The sequence below is a fragment of the Streptomyces sp. NPDC052042 genome (genome assembly GCF_044548345.1).
Lineage (GTDB): Bacteria > Actinomycetota > Actinomycetes > Streptomycetales > Streptomycetaceae > Streptomyces.
Window position 1 is genome coordinate 115,762 of record NZ_JBIUBU010000011.1, and the last position, 18,872, is coordinate 134,633.

Here is an 18,872-nt window from a genome sequence, read left to right on the forward strand (position 1 = left end):
CGAGCGTAGGCAGTCGTACCGTCGAAGGAGCGGCACCTGGGCCGACTTGGCGCGAACACGCGTCAACACCCGGTATCCGCTGGATGAGCCCGACGTGCGGCCGACGGGGACCCGCGAGTATCGTCCTCACCTGCGTGGACCGCCTCGATCCCGCGCCCCGGCCGGCCCGGCCACTACACCGGAGGAACCGTTGTCCCGACTCGCACTCTTCAAGGCAGTGCTCGGACCGTTTTTGCGCCTGATGTTCCGCCCCCAGGTGGAGGGTGCGGAGAACATTCCCGGGGACGGTCCGGTGATTCTCGCGGGCAACCACCTGACTTTCATCGACTCGATGGTCATGCCGATCTGCTGCGACCGGCCGGTGTTCTACATCGGCAAGGACGAGTACGTGAAGGGCAAGGGGCTCAAGGGCCGGGCGATGGCCTGGTTCTTCACGGGGTGCGGCATGATCCCGGTGGACCGGGACGGCGGCCGGGGCGGCGTCGCGGCGCTGATGACGGGGCGTCGGATCCTGGAGGAGGGCAAGGCGTTCGCCATCTACCCGGAGGGCACCCGCTCCCCCGACGGCCGCCTCTACCGGGGCCGCACGGGCATCGCGCGGCTGACGCTGATGACGGGCGCGCCCGTGGTGCCGTTCGCGGTGATCGGTACGGACAAGCTGCAGCCCACCGGCGGCGGCATGCCGCGTCCCGGGAAGGTGACGGTCCGATTCGGTGAGCCGATGGAGTTCTCCCGCTACGAGGGCATGGACCGGGACCGCTATGTGCTGCGGGCGGTCACGGACTCCGTGATGGCCGAGGTGATGCGGCTGTCCGGTCAGGAGTACGTCGATGTGTACGCGACGAAGGCCAAAGCCGCATGAGCTGACGCGCGGCATGCGGAAGGGGGACGTACCCGGCGTGGGTACGTCCCCCTTCCGCGTGCCGGGGCTCGGTCACTCGGGTACGACGCCCTCCGCCAGCTTCTGACCGCGCAGCAGGAACCAGGCCGCGACGGCCGTCACCAGCAGGACCGTCGCGCCGGCACCTGCCGCGAGCCGCAGTCCCTCGACGAACGCGTCCTGCGCCGCGGAGACGAGCGCCTCGGCCTGCGGCGCCGGCAGGCCGTGGGCCGCTTCGACGGCCCCGCCCAGTGAGTCATGGGCGGCGGAGGCAGTCGCGGCCGGGACGCCCTGCGGGGTGGCGAAGTCCTGGTAGACGCCGGTGACGACGGAGCCCAGCAGGGCGATGCCGAGGGCCGCGCCGAGTTCGTACGCCGTCTCGGAGACCGCGCCCGCCGCGCCCGCCTGCTCCTTCGGGACGCTGGAGAGAATCACGTCGGAGGTGACGGTGAACGCGAGGCCGGCGCCGACACCGACGACCAGCAGCACGGCGCCGAGCATCGGATATCCGGTCTCCTTGTGGATCAGGGTGACCGCGGCGAGTGACAGCCCGATCGCCGCGAGACCGCCGGAGACCACCGACCGCACCGAGTAGTGGCGGGCCGCCCGGCCGGCGAGCAGACCCGCGACGACGGCCCCGACGGTCGCGGGCAGCTCGGCCAGTCCCGCCTCCAGCGGCCGCCGGTCCTGCACCAGTTGCAGGAACTGGGAGAGGAAGAAGACCAGTCCGGACAGGCCGAGGATGGTCAGGAGGTCCGCGAGGACCGCGCCGGAGAATCCGCGGTGGTGGAAGAGCCGCATGTCCAGCAGGGGCGCGGGAAGCGTGAGCTGTCTGCGCACGAACCAGCCGAGCGCGGCCAGGCCGGCGAGACCCGCGGCGACGGACCCCGCGCCGACCCCGTGCGCGGCGATCTCCTTGACGGCGTACACGACGCCGATCATGCCGGTGAACGACAGGGCCACACTTCCCAGGTCCCACGGCCCGGGTGCCGGGTTGCTCGACTCCGGGATCATCCTGGCGCCGACCACGACCAGGACGGCCATGACGGGCAGGTTGATCAGGAAGACCGAGCCCCACCAGAAGTGCTCCAGGAGGAACCCGCCGACGACGGGGCCGACGGCCGCGCCCGCCGAGGCCATGGCTCCCCAGATGCCGATGGCCAGGCTGCGCTCGCGCGGGTCGTGGAAGAGGTTGCGGATCAGGGCGAGCGTGGACGGCATCAGGGTGGCGCCCGCGACGCCGAGCAGCGCCCTGGCCACGATCATCATCTCGGGGCTGCTCGCGTACGCGTTGAGCACGGAGACCGCGCCGAACGCGGCCGCACCGCACAGCAGCAGCTTCTTGCGGCCGATGCGGTCCCCGAGGCTTCCCATGGAGACCAGCAGTCCGGCGATGACGAAGGAGTAGACGTCGCCGATCCACAGCAACTGGGTGCCGGACGGCTTGAGGTCCTCGGTGAGGAACGGGGTGGCGAGAGCGAGGACGGTGGCGTCCACGGCCACGAGCAGCACCGCGAGGACGAGGACGGCCAGGGCGATCCACCGCCCCGGTCGGCGCAGCTCCCGGTGGGCTTCCACGTGCTGGTCGAGTGCGCTCATCGCTCCACGCTCCGGCGTGCGCCACCGAGCAGCAACTCGCTGATCATGTAGGAGAAGTCCTGCCCGGCGATGCGTCCCGCCTGAACGGCCCATGCCCCGGAGGAGACGAGTCCATAGAGGGTCTCGGTCAGCCAGGCGGGGGTGAGGTCGATCCGGAACTCGCCGCGTTCCTGGCCGCGCCGGAAGAAGGCCGCGACCCGGGCGTCGAGCCGGTCCCAGCCCTCGTTCACCTCGTCGCCCTCGAAGAGTTGGTTCTCCGTGACGAGGAAGGACAGCAGCCCGGCGCTCGGCTCCACGGCCGCGACGAGCCGCCGCAGCGCCTCCTCGGAGCTGCCCTCGTCGAGCTCGGCGGCGTCCAGGGCCGCCTCGAATTCCTGGATGCCCAGGTCCTCCAACGCCTTGACCAGGGCGTCCCGTCCCGCGAAGTGACGGTGCAGGGTGGCGCGCCCGATGCCCGCGGCCCGGGCGACCTCGTCCATGGTGGCGGTCGACTTCCGGGTCAGCAGGGCGGCGGCGCTGCGCAGCACCTGTTCACGATTCACACTCATGAGACAAAGGTAACCCAGATGAGACAAGAACGTCTCACTGGCGCTTTCGCGCTCCGCGCGGCGGAGGCGGGACCATAGCAGCATGAAGCCGCTGCTGCTGATCGACATCGACGGTCCGCTCAATCCGTACGCGGCACTGGTGCGCCCCGAGCTCCCGGACGGCTACGCGATGCATCTGACCCGGCCGCCGGGCTGGGACCACGGGCCGCCGCTGCCCGTCCTGCTCAACCCGGAGCACGGCCGGGCGCTGATCGGCCTCAGCGGGCGCTACGACCTGGTCTGGGCAACGACCTGGATGGACGAGGCCAACCGGTGGATCGGACCGCGTCTCGGCCTGCCCGCGCTGCCGTACATCGACTGGCTGTCGACGCGGGCCGGCGCCTGGCTGTCGTCGGGGCCGGACGACGCTCCGGCGGACACGTACTGGAAGACGCCGTGCATCGTGGAGTACGCCGCCGGACGGCCGTTCGCGTGGATCGACGACGAGATCGCCGAACGGGACCGGGACTGGATCCGGGGGCAGAGGTCGGCGGCGCTGCTGCTGTGGGTCGATCCGGGGACCGGGCTGCTGCCGGACCATTTCGAGACGCTCGCCGCGTGGGCGGACGGGCTCCGGGGCGGCGCCCGCTGAGCCGCCCGCGGTTCACGGGGGCGCCGCGGGGCACGGCAGCGTCTCGGGCACCCCCGCACCGGGGAACCCTTCGTCCAGGAACTCCTCGCGGCGGGAACGGCGGGAGCGCAGCATGTCCAGACACACCCGCCCGACGACCGTCGTCAGCCAGCCGTCCAGGTTCTCGATCGCCGCGCCGTCAAAACGGCTGAGCCGGATCCAGGTCTCCTGGACGGCGTCCTCCGCCTCGCTCGTCGAACCGAGCATCCGGTGGGCCACGGCCCTCAGCCGTGCCCGGTTTCCCTCGAAGCGCTCCGCCAGGAAGTCGTTCGTCTCCACAGTCGCCATTCCTCCGTCGTGATCCGTCACCGTGATGACGCACGGCCAGCCGTCGATGTGACAGCAGAAGACGGACGGCTTCGCGCAGACGGTGCTCCACGGACGGGTCGCCACGGACGGCTGCCCGGACGCGGGCCGACGCGCGAAGAACGGCGCGGGCGGACGGCGGGCGCGCAGGGGTGTCCGGCCGTCCGGGCACCCGGGACGCCCCCAGCGTGCCGGCCCCGGCCGTGTCGCCGCCTCTCACCCCTGCCGCTCTGCCGTGCCCCGGCTCAGCTCCACGGCAGCGCGGCCCGGTACCGCCAGTACGCCTCCGGTTCCTCGACGAGCGCGCCGAGCCAGGAGCGCCGCTCCTCGTCCAGGTCGACGACCGGAGCGTGCAGGTTCCCGGCCAGCTGAGCGACGGTCGCCGCGCCCGAGAGCACCACGCCGGCCCACGGCCGGTGCAGGACGAACGCCAGCGCGACCGCATCGGCCCCCACGCCGGCGTCGGCGGCGATCTCCCGGAACACCGCCGGGGCCTCCGCTCCGGCGAGCCGCCCGTTCGCCATGGCCTCCTTGACGATGACGGTGAGCCCGGCGGCATGCGCCTCGGCGAGCGCCGCCCCGGCCGAGGTCTCCAGGGCGTTGTAGGTGGCCTGGACGGTCCGGAAGAGCGGCTCGCCGTCGACCCTGACCGCGAGTGCGGCCCGGATGGCGTCGGCCTGGGCCGGGCCGCTGGTGGACACGCCGATGTCGACCCCTTCCGCGGCGAGGGCCGCGAGCCGGGCGTGCAGTTCCGGATCGGTGAGGGCCGGGCTGTCCGGGGTGACCGAGTGGATCTGGTAGAGGTCGAGCCGGTCACCGAGCAGGGCACCGGTCTCGGCGCGCTGGCGCAGGAACGTGGCGAGGCCGTGGTCCTTCACCTCGTGCGCCTCGGCCTCGACCCGCCAGTCGGCGGTATAGGTGTAGCCCCACTTGCTGCCGACGACCACGTCGTCCGCCTCCGGATGCGCCTTCAGCCAGTCGGCGAGGAGCTCCTCCGAACGGCCGTAGGAGCGGGCCACGTCGACGTACCGGACACCCTGCGCATAGGCGGCGTCCAGGAGTTCGTGGGTGCGCTCGCGCAGCGCCTCCACGCCGCGGTCGCCGGGCAGGTCGCGGTCGCGGTGGAGGTTGATGTAGCCGGGTCTGCCGACCGCCGCCAGGCCGAGCCCGATGTGGGCGGTCGGGGTCGTGGTCGTTGCCAGCCGGGCGAAGGGCATCGTGGGCTCCTCGTCGTTCGGGTGCGCTTCCCGTCAACGTAACCCGGCACGGCACGGCCGGAACCGGAAGGCGGGGAGCGTGTGCGTGTGCTCCCCGCCCGGTCCCGGCGGCGCCGTCAGCCCTTCTTCTTCGCGGCGGCCCACTCCCGCTGGACGGCGAGATCGGCCTTCACCTCGGCGAGCTGGACCGCCACCGCCGCCGGGGCGGTGCCGCCCCGTCCGCTGCGGGACGCGAGCGCGCCGGGCACGTTCAGGACCGTGCGGACCTCGGGCGTCAGATGCTCGGAGATCTTGGCGAACTGCTCGTCGGTCAGCTGGTCGAGCTCGATGCCCTGCCGCTCGCACTCCTTGACGCACGCGCCCGCGACCTCGTGCGCGACGCGGAACGGCACACCCTGCTTGACGAGCCACTCGGCGACATCGGTGGCGAGCGAGAACCCGGCCGGCGCCAGCTCCTCCATGCGCTCGCGGTTGACGGTCAGGGTGGCCATCATCCCGGTGAAGGCGGGCAGCAGGACCTCCAGCTGGTCGCAGGAGTCGAAGACCGGCTCCTTGTCCTCCTGGAGGTCGCGGTTGTACGCCAGCGGGAGGGCCTTCAGCGTGGCCAGCAGACCCGTCAGGTTGCCGATGAGACGGCCCGACTTGCCGCGCGCCAGCTCGGCGATGTCCGGGTTCTTCTTCTGCGGCATGATCGAGGAGCCGGTGGAGAAGGCGTCGTGCAGGGTGACGAAGGAGAACTCCTTCGTGTTCCAGATGATGACCTCCTCCGCGATCCGGGAGAGGTTCACCCCGATCATCGCGGTGATGAACGCGAACTCGGCGACGAAGTCGCGGGAGGCCGTGCCGTCGATCGAGTTGCCGGCGGAGCCGTGCTCGAAGCCCAGCTCGGCGGCGACCGCCTCCGGGTCCAGCCCGAGCGAGGAACCGGCCAGGGCGCCGGAGCCGTACGGCGAGACGGCCGTCCGCTCGTCCCACTGGCGCAGCCGCTCCGCGTCCCGCGACAGGGCCTGGGCGTGCGCCAGCACATGGTGCGCGAAGAGCACCGGCTGGGCGTGCTGGAGGTGCGTACGGCCGGGCATCGCGACATCGGGGTGGGCCTCGGCGAGGCCGACCAGCGCGCCGTGGAGGTCGGCGATCAGACCGCCGATGATCCGGGCGTGGTCGCGCAGGTACATCCGGAAGAGGGTGGCGATCTGGTCGTTCCGGGAGCGCCCGGCGCGCAGCTTGCCGCCGAGGTCCGGGCCGAGACGCTCCAGCAGGCCGCGCTCCAGCGCGGTGTGCACGTCCTCGTCGGCGACGGTGCCGGTGAACGATCCGTCCGCCACGTCGGCCTCGAGCCGGTCGAGCCCGGCGATCATGCGGTCCAGCTCGTCGTCGGTGAGCAGACGCGCCTTGTTCAGCACGCGTGCGTGGGCGCGGGAGCCCGCGATGTCGTACGGCGCGAGCCGCCAGTCGAAGTGGACGGAGGCGGACAGCTTGGCCAGGGCCTCGGCGGGACCGTCGGCGAAGCGGGCGCCCCAGAGGCGTACGTCGCCGTTGCTGTTGCCGTTGCTCACTGCGTGCTCCTCGGAAGGACAAGGGGTGGATGTGCGACCGCCTCCCCGCACGAGGGTCCGGGGAGGCGGTGACGTAACGGGAGAGGGTCAGGACAGGTCACGCTTGGCGGCGATCTTCGACGAGAGGCCGAAGAGCTCGATGAAGCCCTGCGCCTTGGACTGGTCGAAGGTGTCGCCGGTGTCGTAGGTGGCGAGGTTGAAGTCGTACAGCGACTGCTCGGACCTCCGGCCGGTGACGACGGCGCGGCCCGCGTGCATGGTCATCCGGATGTCGCCGGTGACGTGCTGGTTGGCCTCCTCGATGAAGCCGTCCAGGGCGCGCTTGAGCGGCGAGAACCACAGGCCGTCGTAGACCAGCTCGCCCCAGCGCTGCTCGACCTGCCGCTTGTAACGGGCCAGCTCACGCTCGACGGTGACGTTCTCCAGTTCCTGGTGGGCGGTGATCAGCGCGATCGCGCCCGGCGCCTCGTACACCTCGCGGGACTTGATGCCGACGAGCCGGTCCTCGACCATGTCGATCCGGCCGATGCCCTGGGCGCCGGCCCGCTCGTTGAGCTGCTGGATGGCCTGGAGGACGGTGACGGGCTTGCCGTCGATGGCCACCGGGACGCCCCCCTCGAAGGAGATGACGACCTCGTCGGCCTCGCGCGGGGTGGCCGGGTCCTGGGTGTACTCGTAGATGTCCTCGATCGGCGCGTTCCAGATGTCCTCCAGGAAACCCGTCTCGACGGCGCGCCCGAAGACGTTCTGGTCGATGGAGTACGGGGACTTCTTGGTGGTCGCGATCGGGAGGTTCTTCTCCTCGCAGAAGGCGATGGCCTTGTCCCGGGTCATCGCGTAGTCACGGACCGGGGCGATGCACTTCAGGTCGGGGCCGAGCGCGGCAATACCTGCCTCGAAGCGGACCTGGTCGTTGCCCTTGCCCGTGCAGCCGTGGGCGACGATGCCGGCGTCGTGCTTCTTGGCGGCGGCGACGAGGTGCTTGACGATGGCGGGCCGGGACAGGGCCGAGACCAGCGGATAGCGGTCCATGTAAAGGGCGTTGGCCTTGATCGCCGGCAGGCAGTAGCCCTCGGCGAACTCGTCCTTCGCGTCCGCGACCTCGGCCTCGACGGCACCGCAGGCGAGCGCGCGCTTGCGGATGACGTCCAGGTCCTCGCCGCCCTGACCGACGTCCACGGCGACGGCGATGACCTCGGCGCCCGTCTCCTCGGCGATCCAGCCGATGGCGACAGAGGTGTCCAGGCCGCCCGAGTAGGCGAGTACGACGCGCTCGGTCACGGGTTTCTCCTTACGGTGCAATCACTGATGGGTATAACTATGCAGTCCTCTGTATGGTTTGTCAAAGGTGCAGGTGGGCGGCGCGTCGCGGGCCCTCCGGCTCCGTTCTCCCGTCGCGGTGGACCGGTCCGCCGCGCCGTGCCCCGCGTACGCCGGGACGCGCCCCCGTCCGGGCGGGCCGTTCCGCCCGGTAAACGGGCCGTTCCGCCCGGCACAACGGCCTGCCCGGACGGGGCCGCCGCGACGACAATGCCGCCATGGGAAAAACCTACGAACGAATCGACGGGCGGCTCAGGACCTTCATCGAGGAACAGCGCATCTTCTTCACGGCGACCGCGCCCCTGGACGGCGAGGGCACGGTCAACCTCTCCCCCAAGGGCGTCAGCGGCTCCTTCGCCGTCATCGACGAACTGACCGTCGCCTACCTTGACTTCGCCGGCAGCAACGCCGAGACCATCGCCCACCTCCGCGAGAACGGCCGCATCACCCTGATGTGGTGCGCCTTCCAGGGGCCGCCGAACATCGTGCGCGTGCACGGCCACGGCGAGCCGGTCTTCCGCGACGACCCTCGGTTCCCGTCGCTGCTCGGGCACTTCCGCGCGGTGGATCCCGACCCGCACGGGCTGCGCGCCGTCATCGTGGTGCGGGCGGAACTGATCCGGGACAGCTGCGGGTTCGCCGTCCCCTTCATGTCGTACGACGCGGACCGGCCACTGCACGCCCAGCGCTTCGCCCGCGAGGACGACGCTTCGCTGAGCACGTACTTCGAGCAGAAGGAGCACATCGCTGCGAGCATCGACGGGTTGCCGGGCCTGCCGCTCCCGCTGCCGGCGATGCCGGGAGCGGAACGGGACTGAGCCGTCCTCAACGGGTCCGGTGCGGGCGGGACGCCGGGATCCTGCTCCACGTGGACGGGCGCGGCGCGACCGTCGGCGGTGTCCGCGTACGGGCGGCGTCCCGGTAGCGGCGGCGGGGCCGGTTCGGGCCCCGCCGCGATCAGCGCCACCGACGGCACACACGCACGGCCGCCGGTCCGTCCCGGCTCCCGACGGGGACGCCCCGACGGGAATCGGCTCGCCCGGAGACGTCCGGGCGAGCCGATTCCCGGAGGCGCTGGGAGGCACCGGGGCGGGGCGCCGGTCAGCGCTCCTTCTGGGCCAGCCTCAGCAGATGGGCGGCGAGCGACTGGCCACCCGCCGGGTCACGGCTGATCAGCAGCAGTGTGTCGTCGCCCGCGATGGTGCCGAGGATGTCGTGCAGTTCGGCCTGGTCGATGGCCGAGGCGAGGAACTGGGCGGCGCCCGGAGGGGTGCGCAGCACCACGAGGTTGGCCGACGCCTCCGCCGAGATGAGCAGTTCGGCGGAGAGGCGGCGCATCCGCTCCTCCTTCGCGGACTCGCCCAGCGGCGCCTGCGGGGTGCGGTAGCCGCCCTCGCTCGGCACCGCGTAGATCAGCTCGCCGCCGGTGTTGCGGATCTTCACCGCGCCCAGTTCGTCCAGATCGCGGGAGAGCGTCGCCTGCGTGACGCTCAGCCCGTCGTCGGCGAGCAGCCTGGCCAGCTGGCTCTGCGAGCGCACCGGCTGCCGGTTCAGGATGTCCACGATCCGGCGGTGGCGTGCGGTGCGGGTCTGCGGCACGGAGGGCCCGCTGTACTCGGTCTCCTGCGCCTCGGTCATCGTCGTCGCCTCATTCTCCGGATCGTCCGTCCCCGTGCACCGCGTCGAGGGCGCCGGGAAGTGCCCGGAGGAACGCGTCCACCTCGGCGTCACCGATGATCAGCGGCGGCATCAGCCGCAGGACGTCGGGGGCGGGTGCGTTCACCAGGATTCCGGCTCCCTGAGCCGCCTGTCGCACCTGGGGCGCGAGGGGCTCGGTGAGCACGATACCCAGCAGCAGGCCGGAGCCGCGGACGTGGGAGACCAGGGGGTGCCCGAGGCCCTCCACTCCGTCCCGGATCCTCTCGCCGAGCCGCTTCACCCGGTCCAGGGCGCCGTCGGCCGACAGGGTGTCCAGGACGGCCAGTCCGGCGGCGCAGGCGATCGGGTTGCCGCCGAAGGTCGTGCCGTGGTGGCCCGGCTTCAGCAGCTGCGCCGCGGGGCCGAAGGCGACGGTGGCGCCGAGCGGCAGCCCGCCGCCGAGCCCCTTGGCGAGGGTGACGACATCGGGCTCGACGCCCTGGTGGGCCTGGTGCTCGAACCAGTGGCCGCAGCGGCCGACGCCGGTCTGCACCTCGTCGAGGGCGAGCAGGGTGCCGGTGGCCCGGGTGATCTCCCGGGCGGCCTCCAGGTAGCCCTGCGGCGGCACGATCACGCCGTTCTCGCCCTGGATCGGCTCGATGACCACCATCGCGGTGTCGGTGGTGACGGCGGCGCGCAGGGCCTCGGCGTCCCCGTACGGGACGTGGGTGACGTCACCGGGCAGCGGTTCGAACGGGGCGCACTTCCCCGGCTGGCCGGTGAGCGCCAGCGCGCCCATGGTCCGGCCGTGGAAGCCGCCGACGGTGGCGACCACATGGGTCCGCCCGGTCAGCCGACCGATCTTGAAGGCGGCCTCGTTGGCCTCGGCGCCGGAGTTGGCGAAGAAGACCCTGCCGTCGCGGCCGAAGAGCTGGAGCAGCCGTTCGGCGAGGGCGACGGGCGGCGGCGCGATGTAGAGGTTGGACACGTGGCCGAGGGAGGCGACCTGTGCGGACACGGCCTCGACGACGGCGGGGTGGGCGTGGCCCAGCGCGTTGACGGCGATGCCGCCGACGAAGTCGAGGTACTCGGTGCCGTCGGCGTCCCACAGCCGGGCCCCCTCGCCGCGGACGAGGGAGAGCCCGGGGGTGCCGTAGTTGTCCATGAGCGCGTGCTGCCAGCGCTGCGCGTACTCCTGGTTGCTCATGACTCCCCCTGGGTGTCGGATTCCTCGTCGGGCACGACCATCGTGCCGATTCCCTCGTCGGTGAAGATCTCCAGCAGGATCGAGTGCTGGACCCGGCCGTCGATGACCCGGGCGGTCTCGACGCCGTTGCGCACGGCGTGCAGGCAGCCCTGCATCTTGGGCACCATGCCGCTGGACAGCTCGGGGAGCAGCTTCTCCAGCTCGGTCGCGGTGAGGCGGCTGATCACGTCGTCGCTGTTCGGCCAGTCCTCGTACAGGCCCTCGACATCGGTGAGGACCATCAGCGTCTCGGCGCCCAGTGCGGCGGCGAGCGCGGCGGCGGCGGTGTCGGCGTTGACGTTGTACACGTGGTGGTCGTCGGCGGAGCGGGCGATGGAGGAGATGACGGGGATGCGGCCGTTGTCCAGCAGCGCCTGGATCGCTCCGGTGTCGATGGTCGTGATCTCGCCGACCCGGCCGATGTCGACGGGCTCCCCGTCGATGACCGGGCAGTGCTGGACGGCGGTGATCGTGTGGGCGTCCTCCCCGGTCAGGCCGACGGCGAGCGGGCCGTGCCGGTTGAGCAGGCCGACGAGCTCGCGCTGGACCTGTCCGGCCAGCACCATCCGTACGACGTCCATCGCCTCGGGCGTGGTGACGCGCAGCCCGGCCTTGAACTCACTGGTCAGGCCCTGCTTGTCGAGCTGGGCGCTGATCTGGGGGCCGCCGCCGTGCACCACGACGGGCTTGAGGCCGGCCTGCCGCAGGAAGACGACGTCCTGGGCGAAGGCCGCCTTCAGTTCCTCGTCGACCATGGCGTTGCCGCCGAACTTGATGACGACGGTCTTGCCGTGGTGCCGGGTCAGCCAGGGCAGCGCCTCGATGAGGGTCCGGACCTTCGGGAGTGCGGTGTGCTTCCGCGCCGTGGTCATGAGCTGTACGCGCTGTTCTCGTGGACGTAGTCCGCGGTGAGGTCGTTGGCCCAGATGACCGCGGACTCGGTGCCGGCGGCCAGGTCGGCGGTGATCGCGACCTCCCGGTAGCGCATGTCGACCAGGTCGCGGTCGTCGCCGACGCTGCCGTTCCTGCAGACCCAGACGCCGTTGATGGCGACGTTCAGCTGGTCGGGATCGAAGGCCGCCTTCGTCGTGCCGATCGCGGAGAGGACCCGGCCCCAGTTGGGGTCCTCGCCGTGGATGGCGCACTTGAGGAGGTTGTTGCGGGCGATGGAGCGGCCCACCTCGACGGCGTCGTCCTCGGTCGCGGCGTTGACCACTTCGATCCGGATGTCCTTCGAGGCGCCCTCGGCGTCGCCGATGAGCTGCCGGGCGAGGTCGGCGCAGACGTCGTGCACGGCCTTGGCGAACTCCCCCTCGTCCGGGGTGATCCCGCTCGCGCCGGAGGCCAGCAGCAGCACGGTGTCGTTGGTGGACATGCAGCCGTCGGAGTCGACCCGATCGAAGGTGGTGCGGGTGGCGGCGCGCAGCGCGGAGTCGAGCCCGGGGGCGTCCACGTCGGCGTCGGTGGTGAGGACGACCAGCATGGTGGCGAGGCCGGGGGCGAGCATGCCCGCGCCCTTGGCCATGCCGCCGACGGTCCAGCCCTCGCCGCCGGCGACGGCGGTCTTGTGGACGGTGTCGGTGGTCTTGATCGCGATGGCGGCCTTCTCGCCGCCGTGCTCGCTGAGGGCGGCGGCGGCCTTCTCGATGCCGGGCAGCAGCTTGTCCATCGGCAGCAGGGTGCCGATCAGACCGGTCGAGGCGACCGCGATCTCGCCGGCGCTGTGGCCGGGCAGGACCTCGGCGGCCTTCTCGGCAGTGGCGTGCGTGTCCAGGAAGCCCTGGGGGCCCGTGCAGGCGTTGGCGCCGCCGGAGTTGAGGACGACGGCGCCGACCTCGCCCCCCTTGAGCACCTGCTGGGACCAGAGGACGGGGGCGGCCTTGACGCGGTTGGAGGTGAAGACGCCCGCGGCGGCGCGGCGCGGGCCGTGGTTGACCACGAGGGCCAGGTCCGGGTTTCCGCTTTCCTTGATTCCCGCGGCGATGCCCGCCGCGGAGAACCCTTGTGCTGCCGTGACGCTCACGGTGCGACTCCGATCGTGGAGAGACCTGTGTCCTCGGGAAGCCCGAGGGCGATGTTCATGCTCTGGAGGGCACCGCCCGCGGTGCCCTTGGTGAGGTTGTCGATGGCGGCGACGACGACGATCCGGTGCGCCACCGCGTCGTGGGCGACCTGGACCTGTACGGCGTTGGAGCCGAGGACGGAAGCGGTGGCGGGCCACTGCCCCTCGGGCAGCAGGTCGACGAACGGCTCGTCGGCGAACGCCTTCCCGTACGCGTCCCGCACGGCCTCGGCACTCACTCCCGGCTTCGCCTTGGCGCTGCACGTGGCGAGGATGCCGCGGGGCATCGGGGCCAGGGTCGGGGTGAAGGAGACGGTGACCGCTTCACCGGCCGCCACGCTGAGGTTCTGGATCATCTCGGGGGTGTGCCGGTGGACCCCGCCGACGCCGTAGGGGGACATGCCGCCCATCACCTCGGAGCCGAGCAGATGCGGTTTGGCGGCCTTGCCCGCCCCGGAGGTGCCGGATGCGGCGACGATCACGGCCTCGGGCTCGGCCAGCTGGGCCGCGTACGCCGGGAAAAGCGCCAGCGAGACTGCGGTCGGATAGCAGCCGGGCACCGCGACGCGCTTGGCTCCGGCCAGTGCCGCGCGCCCGCCGGGCAGTTCGGGCAGACCGTACGGCCACGTCCCGGCGTGCGGCGAGCCGTAGAACCGCTCCCAGTCCCCGGCGTCGGAGAGCCGGAAGTCGGCGCCCATGTCGACGACGAGCACCCCGTCGCCGAGCTGTTCGGCGACGGCGGCGGACTGGCCGTGCGGCAGGGCGAGGAAGACGACGTCGTGTCCGGCCAGCACCTCGGGCGTGGTCGGTTCCAGCACCCGGTCCGCGAGCGGCCGCAGGTGCGGCTGCAGCGCCCCGAGCCGCTGACCGGCGTTGGAGTGGGCGGTGAGGGCCCCGATCTCGACCTCGGGGTGGACCAGCAGAAGGCGGAGCAGCTCCCCGCCGGCGTATCCGCTCGCCCCTGCCACCGCTGCACGTACCACCATCGGAACCTCCTCATCGATGGCATGACTATACGCAACCATGCACTTTTATGCAATGACGCGCCACCGTGCGGCCTTTCGGCCGTCGGATTCCCCGGCCCCGTTCACCGCGCCCTGTCGCCGCTGTGAGCGGATGGGGTACTGATGGGTGATGCTCACCATGGGGATCGTGATCGCCGCAGTGCTCGTGGTCGTCGGCGCCGGTGTGGTCCTCATGATCCGGGAGGAACGGCGCCTGCGACAGGACGATGAGCGGTGGCGCAGATCGCATAGAGCGGCGGCCACGATGTACGGCTGGCGAATCGTCGCCGACGAGTGGATACCGGCACAGCCGGACACGGTGCGTCGCAGCATGCGTGACCCAGGCGGCTCGAAGACCTGGCTGCTGGCCCGCCGGCGCATCGACGGCGTCGACGTATGGGTGGTCTGTCGGGAAGGGATGGGGCTGGGGGCCGAGGTCCTCCACGCGATCGTCGTGCACCTGCGGCCCATGCGCCGCGCCAAGGAGCTGCCCGCGGTGCGGGTGGTCCCCCGCAACCCCGCCATCGGCCTGGCGCTGCGGGGGCGCGACCTGTTCGATCGCCGCTACCGGATCGTCTCCGGCGAAAAGACCCGCGCCCGCGCACTGGTGACCGAAGAGGTCCGTAGGCAGACCCTTGAGCTGGATCTGGAGGGCTGGCAGCTGGAGGACCGGATCCTGAACGTACGGTTCGCCGGGGTGCGTGACCCGGGCGCCCTCGAGGGCCGCCTGAGCCGGCTGATACGCCTGGCGAAACAGGTTGCGGGACCGCCGCCCCCGGCCGGGTGAGGGATGGATCGTGTCCGCGGTTGCGCGAAGCCGATGGCCGAGGCGGGTGCGGGCCGCAGCGGTTCGAACGGGATTCGGCGGTGCCTCGCTCGCGCGAGTGGCCGGTCGGGGGAGTCACGCCGCTGTGCCCGCGGAGATAGCCGCTCTGCCCGCGGAGATACCGGCGGGCGCAGTCTGGGTGACGTGTGCGAGCGGCACCCGGCGCGGCTGCCGTCGGTGGTCTCCGCAACGGACGACCGAGCGGCTGCGGGAGGCTTCGACGACTCGAGGCTGCTGCGGCGTCGAGGGCTGAGAACAGGCCGGCGACAGCCGTGGACCGGCCGCGCGGTGGGCGCCGTCACCGGGAGGCACCGTCGCGGCTCCTCCCGGCGACGGGCGTCATCCGACGGAGACGGCGACCGGATCCCGTACGTCGTCCAGAAGTTCCCGCACCAGCGCGCCGACCTGCGACGTCTCAAGGAGGAACCCGTCGTGGCCGTATGGCGAGCCGATCACGCGGAGCCGGTCGGCCGAAGGAATGCCCGCGGCGAGCTCCTCCTGCTGGCCGAGCGGGTAGAGGCGGTCGGAGTCGACCCCCGCCACCAGGGTCCGCGCCGTCACCCGGGCGAGGGCGGCGCGCGTACCGCCGCGCCCCCTGCCTATGTCATGGGCGTTCATCGCCTCGGCCAGCACCACGTAGCTCGCGGCGTCGAAGCGCCGGACCAGCTTGGCGGCGTGGTGGTCGAGATACGACTCGACCTGGTACCGGCCGCCGAGCCAGGGGTCCTCCCCGTCCTGGGCGCGATTGCCGAAGCGGGAATCGAGCTCCTCGGCGCAGCGGTAGGTGATGTGCGCGAGGCGGCGGGCGATGCCGAGGCCGGCGTGCGGCCCCCTGCCCGGTCCGGCGTCGTGGTAGTCGCCGCCCCGCCAGTGGGGGTCGGCGCGGATCGCGTGGAGCTGGGCGGTGGCCCAGGCGATCTGCTCCGCGCTCGCCACCCCCGTGGAGGCGAGCAGCAGCAGCGACGCGACGCGTTCCGGGTGGGACACGGCCCACTCCACCGCCCGCATCCCGCCCATGGAGCCGCCGAGCACCAGTGCCCAGCGCTCGATGCCCAGGGCATCGGCGAGCCCGGCCTCGGCCACCACCTGGTCGCGCTGGGTCAGCCGGGGGAAGGACCCGCCCCAGCGGCGCCCGTCGGGGCGTGGGGAGGCCGGGCCCGTGCTTCCCTGGCAGCCGCCCAGGACGTTCGGTGCCACGACGAACCAGCGATCGGTGTCGAGCGCCCGGCCCGGCCCGATCAGCGCGTCCCACCAGCCGGGGGTGGGGTGGCCGGGCCCGGCCGGACCGGCGACGTGGCTGTCACCGGTGAGCGCGTGCAGGACGAGGACCGCGTTGGATCGGTCGGGCGCGAGCCGACCCCAGGTCTCGTACGCCAGCCGCACGTCCGGCAGCAGGCCGCCCGACTCCAGCGGCAGGGGGTCCGCACGGTGGTACCACTCCCGGCGCCCCGGTGGGTCCCCCTCCTGCCACGCACCGGTGGCGGGAGGGGGGATCTCCCTCGGGGGCGTCCCGTCGGAGGTATTCAGGACGCCTCCTTCGCGGCGCGGAAGCCGGCCTCCAGGTCCGCCTTGAGGTCGTCCAGGTTCTCGATGCCGACCGACAGGCGCACCAGGCCCGGAGAGGTGCCGGTGGCGGCCAGCTGCTCCTCGTCGAGCTGGCTGTGGGTGGTGGAGGCGGGGTGGATGATGAGGCTGCGCACGTCGCCGATGTTGGCGAGGTGGCTGAAGAGCTCGACCGCGTCCACGAAGCGCTTGCCCGCCTCGACGCCGCCGCGCAGCTCGAAGGAGAACACGGCCCCGGCACCGCGCGGGAGGTAGCGGCGCCCGGCCTCGTACCAGCGGTTGGAGGGCAGTCCGGCGTAGTGGACGGCCGCGACCTCGTCGCGCTGCTCCAGCCATTCCGCCAGCGCCTGGGCGTTGGACGAGTGGCGCTCCATACGCAGGCTCAGCGTCTCCACGCCCTGCAGGAGCAGGAAGGCGGAGTGCGGCGCGATGGCCGGTCCGAGGTCGCGCAGCAGCTGGACCCGCAGCTTGATGGCGTACGCGCCGGGCCCGAGGGCGGGCCAGTAGCGCAGGCCGTTGTAGCTGGGGTCGGGCTCGCTGAAGTCGGGGAAGCGCTCCGGGTGTGCGCCGAAGTCGAAGGTTCCGGCGTCGACGACGACACCGCCGATGGTGGTGCCGTGGCCGCCGATGAACTTGGTCGCGGAGTGCACGACGACGTCGGCGCCGTGCTCGATGGGGCGCAGGAGGTAGGGGGTGGGGATGGTGTTGTCGACGATCAGCGGCAGCCCCGCCTCGTGGGCGACATCGGCGAGGGCGCGGATGTCGAGGACGTTGCCGCGCGGGTTGCCGAGGGTCTCCGCGAACAGGGCCTTGGTGGTGGGCCGGATGGCGTCCCGCCAGGCGTCGAGGTCGTCGGGGTCCTCGACGAAGGACACCTCGACGCCGAACTTCCGCAGGGTGTGCCGGAAGAGGTTGTACGTGCCTCCGTAGAGGGCGGCGCTTGAGACGATGTGGTCGCCGGCGCCCGCCAGGTTCAGGATGGCGAGGGTCTCGGCGGCCTGCCCGGAGGAGAGCGCCACGGCGGCGACGCCGCCCTCCAGGGCGGCGATCCGCTGCTCGAAGACGTCCTGGGTGGGGTTGTGGATGCGGGTGTAGATGTTCCCGGGCTCGGCGAGCGAGAAGAGGTCGGCCGCGTGCTGGGTGTCGCGGAAGACGAACGAGCTCGTCTGGTAGATCGGGACCGCCCGCGCGCCGGTGGTCGGGTCGGGGACGGCACCGGCGTGCAGCTGCTTGGTCTCGAACGACCAGGCGGGGGTGGCGGATCCGGTGGGCTCGTCCCCGGCGGTGACGGAGTCGGTCGGCTGGCTCATGCTTCTCCTCGGTACACATGCGATGCCCGGAGGGGGGCAGGGTGGTGCCGGTGTGAGCGGCGGGGTGCAGAAATGCAGACGTACGGGGCTCCGGGGCGGAGCGTGTACGCGGGGGGCGCTGCTACGGCGCGGAATGGGCCACCAGACACCGCGTCAGCGGACGGTGGGACAACTCATGGTCGTGACACGCGCGTAGTCCACATGGCGGCGGGTCACGAGCACGATCATGGGCCCAGGTAATCACAGACCGGCAGAGGGCACCACCGCCTTCCGCAGTGCGGACAAACAGGGTGGCCGCCTGTCCGCAGTGCGGACAGACGGCGCCCGGATGGCGGACACCGGGGCGCGGGGAGCGGACCCCGCGGCGGCGCGTAACCGCTCCCGCCCGACGAGTCCGGCCCCGCCGATGTCAGGATGGTCCCCATGACGAGCAAGGTTTACTTCGACATCACCATCAATGACGAGCCCGCCGGGCGGATCACTTTCAAGCTGTTCGACGACGTCGTCCCCAAGACCGCGGAGAACTTCCGCGCGCTGGCGACCGGCGAGAAGGGCTTTGGCTACAAGGGGTCGTCCTTCCACCGGATCATCCCCGAGTTCATGCTCCAGGGCGGCGACTTCACCGCCGGCAACGGCACGGGCGGCAAGAGCATCTACGGGGCGAAGTTCCCGGACGAGAACTTCAATCTGGTGCACTCCAAGCCGGGCCTGCTGTCCATGGCCAACAGCGGCCCCAATTCCAACGGCTCCCAGTTCTTCATCACGACCATCGTGACGTCGTGGCTGGACGGCAAGCACGTGGTGTTCGGCGAGGTCGACAACGAGGAGAGCATGAACCTCGTCAAGAAGATCGAGGCCCTCGGCTCGCAGAGCGGCCGCCCGCAGGCGAAGATCACCATCGCGGACTGCGGCACCCTCTGACCCGTACGCGCCCGTGCCCGCCATCCCCTGGACGGCTCGGCGCACGACCCTTTGCGTGACCTCTGAACGAGCGCGGCGCCCCCCCGCCCCCCGCGGGCGGCGCGCGCCCGCGGTTTCACCCCCCCCCCGGGGGAAAACAACGGTTTCACCACCCCGCCACTCAAACAAATGGTTTGACAAAGGTTACCCCCCAACCCAACACCCAA

At 71.8% G+C, this 18,872-nt stretch carries 17 protein-coding genes and 1 pseudogene; 5 read left to right on the plus strand and 13 right to left on the minus strand.

The annotated features are described in order from the left end of the window. Positions 1-190: 190 nt before the first annotated feature. A complete protein-coding gene (locus ACIHCL_RS19800; protein ID WP_399863429.1) occupies positions 191-862 on the plus strand; it encodes a lysophospholipid acyltransferase family protein in 672 nt (223 codons plus the stop codon). A 72-nt stretch (positions 863-934) separates the two neighbouring features. Here ACIHCL_RS19800 and ACIHCL_RS19805 read toward each other — a convergent pair whose 3' ends face one another. Next, entirely contained in the window at positions 935-2,479 is a 1,545-nt protein-coding gene (locus ACIHCL_RS19805) for an MFS transporter (protein WP_399863431.1), read from the minus strand. Beyond that, on the minus strand, positions 2,476-3,027 hold the full coding sequence (locus ACIHCL_RS19810; protein ID WP_399863434.1) for a TetR/AcrR family transcriptional regulator: 552 nt from the start codon (positions 3,025-3,027) through the stop codon (positions 2,476-2,478). Before ACIHCL_RS19810 ends, ACIHCL_RS19805 begins: the two co-directional genes overlap by 4 nt. 82 nt (positions 3,028-3,109) lie before the next feature. Between ACIHCL_RS19810 and ACIHCL_RS19815 the strand changes: the two genes are divergently transcribed. Beyond that, a complete protein-coding gene (locus tag ACIHCL_RS19815) occupies positions 3,110-3,658 on the plus strand; it encodes a hypothetical protein (protein WP_399863436.1) in 549 nt (182 codons plus the stop codon). A 27-nt stretch (positions 3,659-3,685) separates the two neighbouring features. On the opposite strand, the pseudogene ACIHCL_RS19820 reads toward ACIHCL_RS19815, so the two are convergent. The 4 genes and pseudogenes from ACIHCL_RS19820 to ACIHCL_RS19835 form a co-directional block, all read right to left on the minus strand. Then, positions 3,686-3,976 (minus strand): annotated as a pseudogene (locus ACIHCL_RS19820) (sigma factor); the annotation flags it as partial. 272 nt (positions 3,977-4,248) lie between these two features. Beyond that, entirely contained in the window at positions 4,249-5,220 is a 972-nt protein-coding gene (locus ACIHCL_RS19825) for an aldo/keto reductase (RefSeq protein WP_399863438.1), read from the minus strand. A gap of 116 nt (positions 5,221-5,336) precedes the next feature. Then, a complete protein-coding gene (gene argH, locus ACIHCL_RS19830) occupies positions 5,337-6,776 on the minus strand; it encodes an argininosuccinate lyase (protein WP_399863439.1) in 1,440 nt (479 codons plus the stop codon). Positions 6,777-6,863: 87 nt separating this feature from the next. Beyond that, on the minus strand, positions 6,864-8,057 hold the full coding sequence (locus tag ACIHCL_RS19835) for an argininosuccinate synthase (protein WP_399863442.1): 1,194 nt from the start codon (positions 8,055-8,057) through the stop codon (positions 6,864-6,866). A 257-nt stretch (positions 8,058-8,314) separates the two neighbouring features. On the opposite strand from ACIHCL_RS19835, the gene ACIHCL_RS19840 reads away from it, so the two are divergent. Then, positions 8,315-8,914, plus strand: coding sequence for a pyridoxamine 5'-phosphate oxidase family protein (locus ACIHCL_RS19840; protein WP_399863444.1), 600 nt, complete (start codon positions 8,315-8,317; stop codon positions 8,912-8,914). A gap of 283 nt (positions 8,915-9,197) precedes the next feature. Here the strand turns inward: ACIHCL_RS19840 and ACIHCL_RS19845 are convergent, their stop codons facing one another. Genes ACIHCL_RS19845 through argC form a run of 5 tightly spaced genes read right to left on the minus strand, consistent with a single transcriptional unit; the run spans position 9,198 to position 14,028 of the window. Next, entirely contained in the window at positions 9,198-9,734 is a 537-nt protein-coding gene (locus tag ACIHCL_RS19845) for an arginine repressor (RefSeq protein WP_399863446.1), read from the minus strand. A 10-nt stretch (positions 9,735-9,744) separates the two neighbouring features. Further along, positions 9,745-10,941, minus strand: a complete 1,197-nt coding sequence (locus ACIHCL_RS19850; protein ID WP_399863448.1) for an acetylornithine transaminase — start codon at positions 10,939-10,941, stop codon at positions 9,745-9,747. Next, positions 10,938-11,852: an acetylglutamate kinase gene (argB, locus tag ACIHCL_RS19855; RefSeq protein ID WP_399863450.1), complete on the minus strand. Its 915-nt coding sequence runs from the start codon at positions 11,850-11,852 to the stop codon at positions 10,938-10,940. The genes ACIHCL_RS19850 and argB overlap by 4 nt, the downstream gene beginning before the upstream one ends. Beyond that, positions 11,849-13,003: a bifunctional glutamate N-acetyltransferase/amino-acid acetyltransferase ArgJ gene (gene argJ, locus ACIHCL_RS19860; protein WP_399863453.1), complete on the minus strand. Its 1,155-nt coding sequence runs from the start codon at positions 13,001-13,003 to the stop codon at positions 11,849-11,851. Before argJ ends, argB begins: the two co-directional genes overlap by 4 nt. Continuing rightward, on the minus strand, positions 13,000-14,028 hold the full coding sequence (gene argC / locus ACIHCL_RS19865) for an N-acetyl-gamma-glutamyl-phosphate reductase (RefSeq protein WP_399863455.1): 1,029 nt from the start codon (positions 14,026-14,028) through the stop codon (positions 13,000-13,002). The genes argJ and argC overlap by 4 nt, the downstream gene beginning before the upstream one ends. Positions 14,029-14,176: 148 nt before the next feature. Between argC and ACIHCL_RS19870 the strand changes: the two genes are divergently transcribed. Next, entirely contained in the window at positions 14,177-14,833 is a 657-nt protein-coding gene (locus ACIHCL_RS19870; protein ID WP_399863456.1) for a hypothetical protein, read from the plus strand. Positions 14,834-15,211: 378 nt separating this feature from the next. Here the strand turns inward: ACIHCL_RS19870 and ACIHCL_RS19875 are convergent, their stop codons facing one another. Both ACIHCL_RS19875 and ACIHCL_RS19880 read right to left on the minus strand, forming a co-directional pair. Continuing rightward, on the minus strand, positions 15,212-16,399 hold the full coding sequence (locus ACIHCL_RS19875) for a homoserine O-acetyltransferase (protein ID WP_399863713.1): 1,188 nt from the start codon (positions 16,397-16,399) through the stop codon (positions 15,212-15,214). Continuing rightward, the gene (locus ACIHCL_RS19880; protein ID WP_399863459.1) at positions 16,396-17,745 is read right to left on the minus strand and encodes a bifunctional o-acetylhomoserine/o-acetylserine sulfhydrylase; all 1,350 of its coding nucleotides are present in this window, start codon (positions 17,743-17,745) and stop codon (positions 16,396-16,398) included. Before ACIHCL_RS19880 ends, ACIHCL_RS19875 begins: the two co-directional genes overlap by 4 nt. A gap of 423 nt (positions 17,746-18,168) precedes the next feature. Here ACIHCL_RS19880 and ACIHCL_RS19885 point away from each other — a divergent pair, with 423 nt between their 5' ends. Continuing rightward, positions 18,169-18,666, plus strand: a complete 498-nt coding sequence (locus tag ACIHCL_RS19885; RefSeq protein WP_399863462.1) for a peptidylprolyl isomerase — start codon at positions 18,169-18,171, stop codon at positions 18,664-18,666. Positions 18,667-18,872 lie beyond the last annotated feature (206 nt).

Excerpts from the sequence above, each read along its gene's own strand:
- ACIHCL_RS19805 (WP_399863431.1), bottom strand. The coding sequence starts at position 2,479 with ATGAGCGCACTCGACCAGCACGTGGAAGCCCACCGGGAGCTGCGCCGA.
- ACIHCL_RS19810 (WP_399863434.1), bottom strand. The coding sequence starts at position 3,027 with ATGAGTGTGAATCGTGAACAGGTGCTGCGCAGCGCCGCCGCCCTGCTG.
- ACIHCL_RS19870 (WP_399863456.1), top strand. The coding sequence starts at position 14,177 with ATGCTCACCATGGGGATCGTGATCGCCGCAGTGCTCGTGGTCGTCGGC.
- argC (WP_399863455.1), bottom strand. The coding sequence starts at position 14,028 with ATGGTGGTACGTGCAGCGGTGGCAGGGGCGAGCGGATACGCCGGCGGG.
- ACIHCL_RS19885 (WP_399863462.1), top strand. The coding sequence starts at position 18,169 with ATGACGAGCAAGGTTTACTTCGACATCACCATCAATGACGAGCCCGCC.
- ACIHCL_RS19880 (WP_399863459.1), bottom strand. The coding sequence starts at position 17,745 with ATGAGCCAGCCGACCGACTCCGTCACCGCCGGGGACGAGCCCACCGGA.
- ACIHCL_RS19850 (WP_399863448.1), bottom strand. The coding sequence starts at position 10,941 with ATGAGCAACCAGGAGTACGCGCAGCGCTGGCAGCACGCGCTCATGGAC.
- ACIHCL_RS19825 (WP_399863438.1), bottom strand. The coding sequence starts at position 5,220 with ATGCCCTTCGCCCGGCTGGCAACGACCACGACCCCGACCGCCCACATC.
- ACIHCL_RS19815 (WP_399863436.1), top strand. The coding sequence starts at position 3,110 with ATGAAGCCGCTGCTGCTGATCGACATCGACGGTCCGCTCAATCCGTAC.
- argB (WP_399863450.1), bottom strand. The coding sequence starts at position 11,852 with ATGACCACGGCGCGGAAGCACACCGCACTCCCGAAGGTCCGGACCCTC.
- ACIHCL_RS19845 (WP_399863446.1), bottom strand. The coding sequence starts at position 9,734 with ATGACCGAGGCGCAGGAGACCGAGTACAGCGGGCCCTCCGTGCCGCAG.
- ACIHCL_RS19840 (WP_399863444.1), top strand. The coding sequence starts at position 8,315 with ATGGGAAAAACCTACGAACGAATCGACGGGCGGCTCAGGACCTTCATC.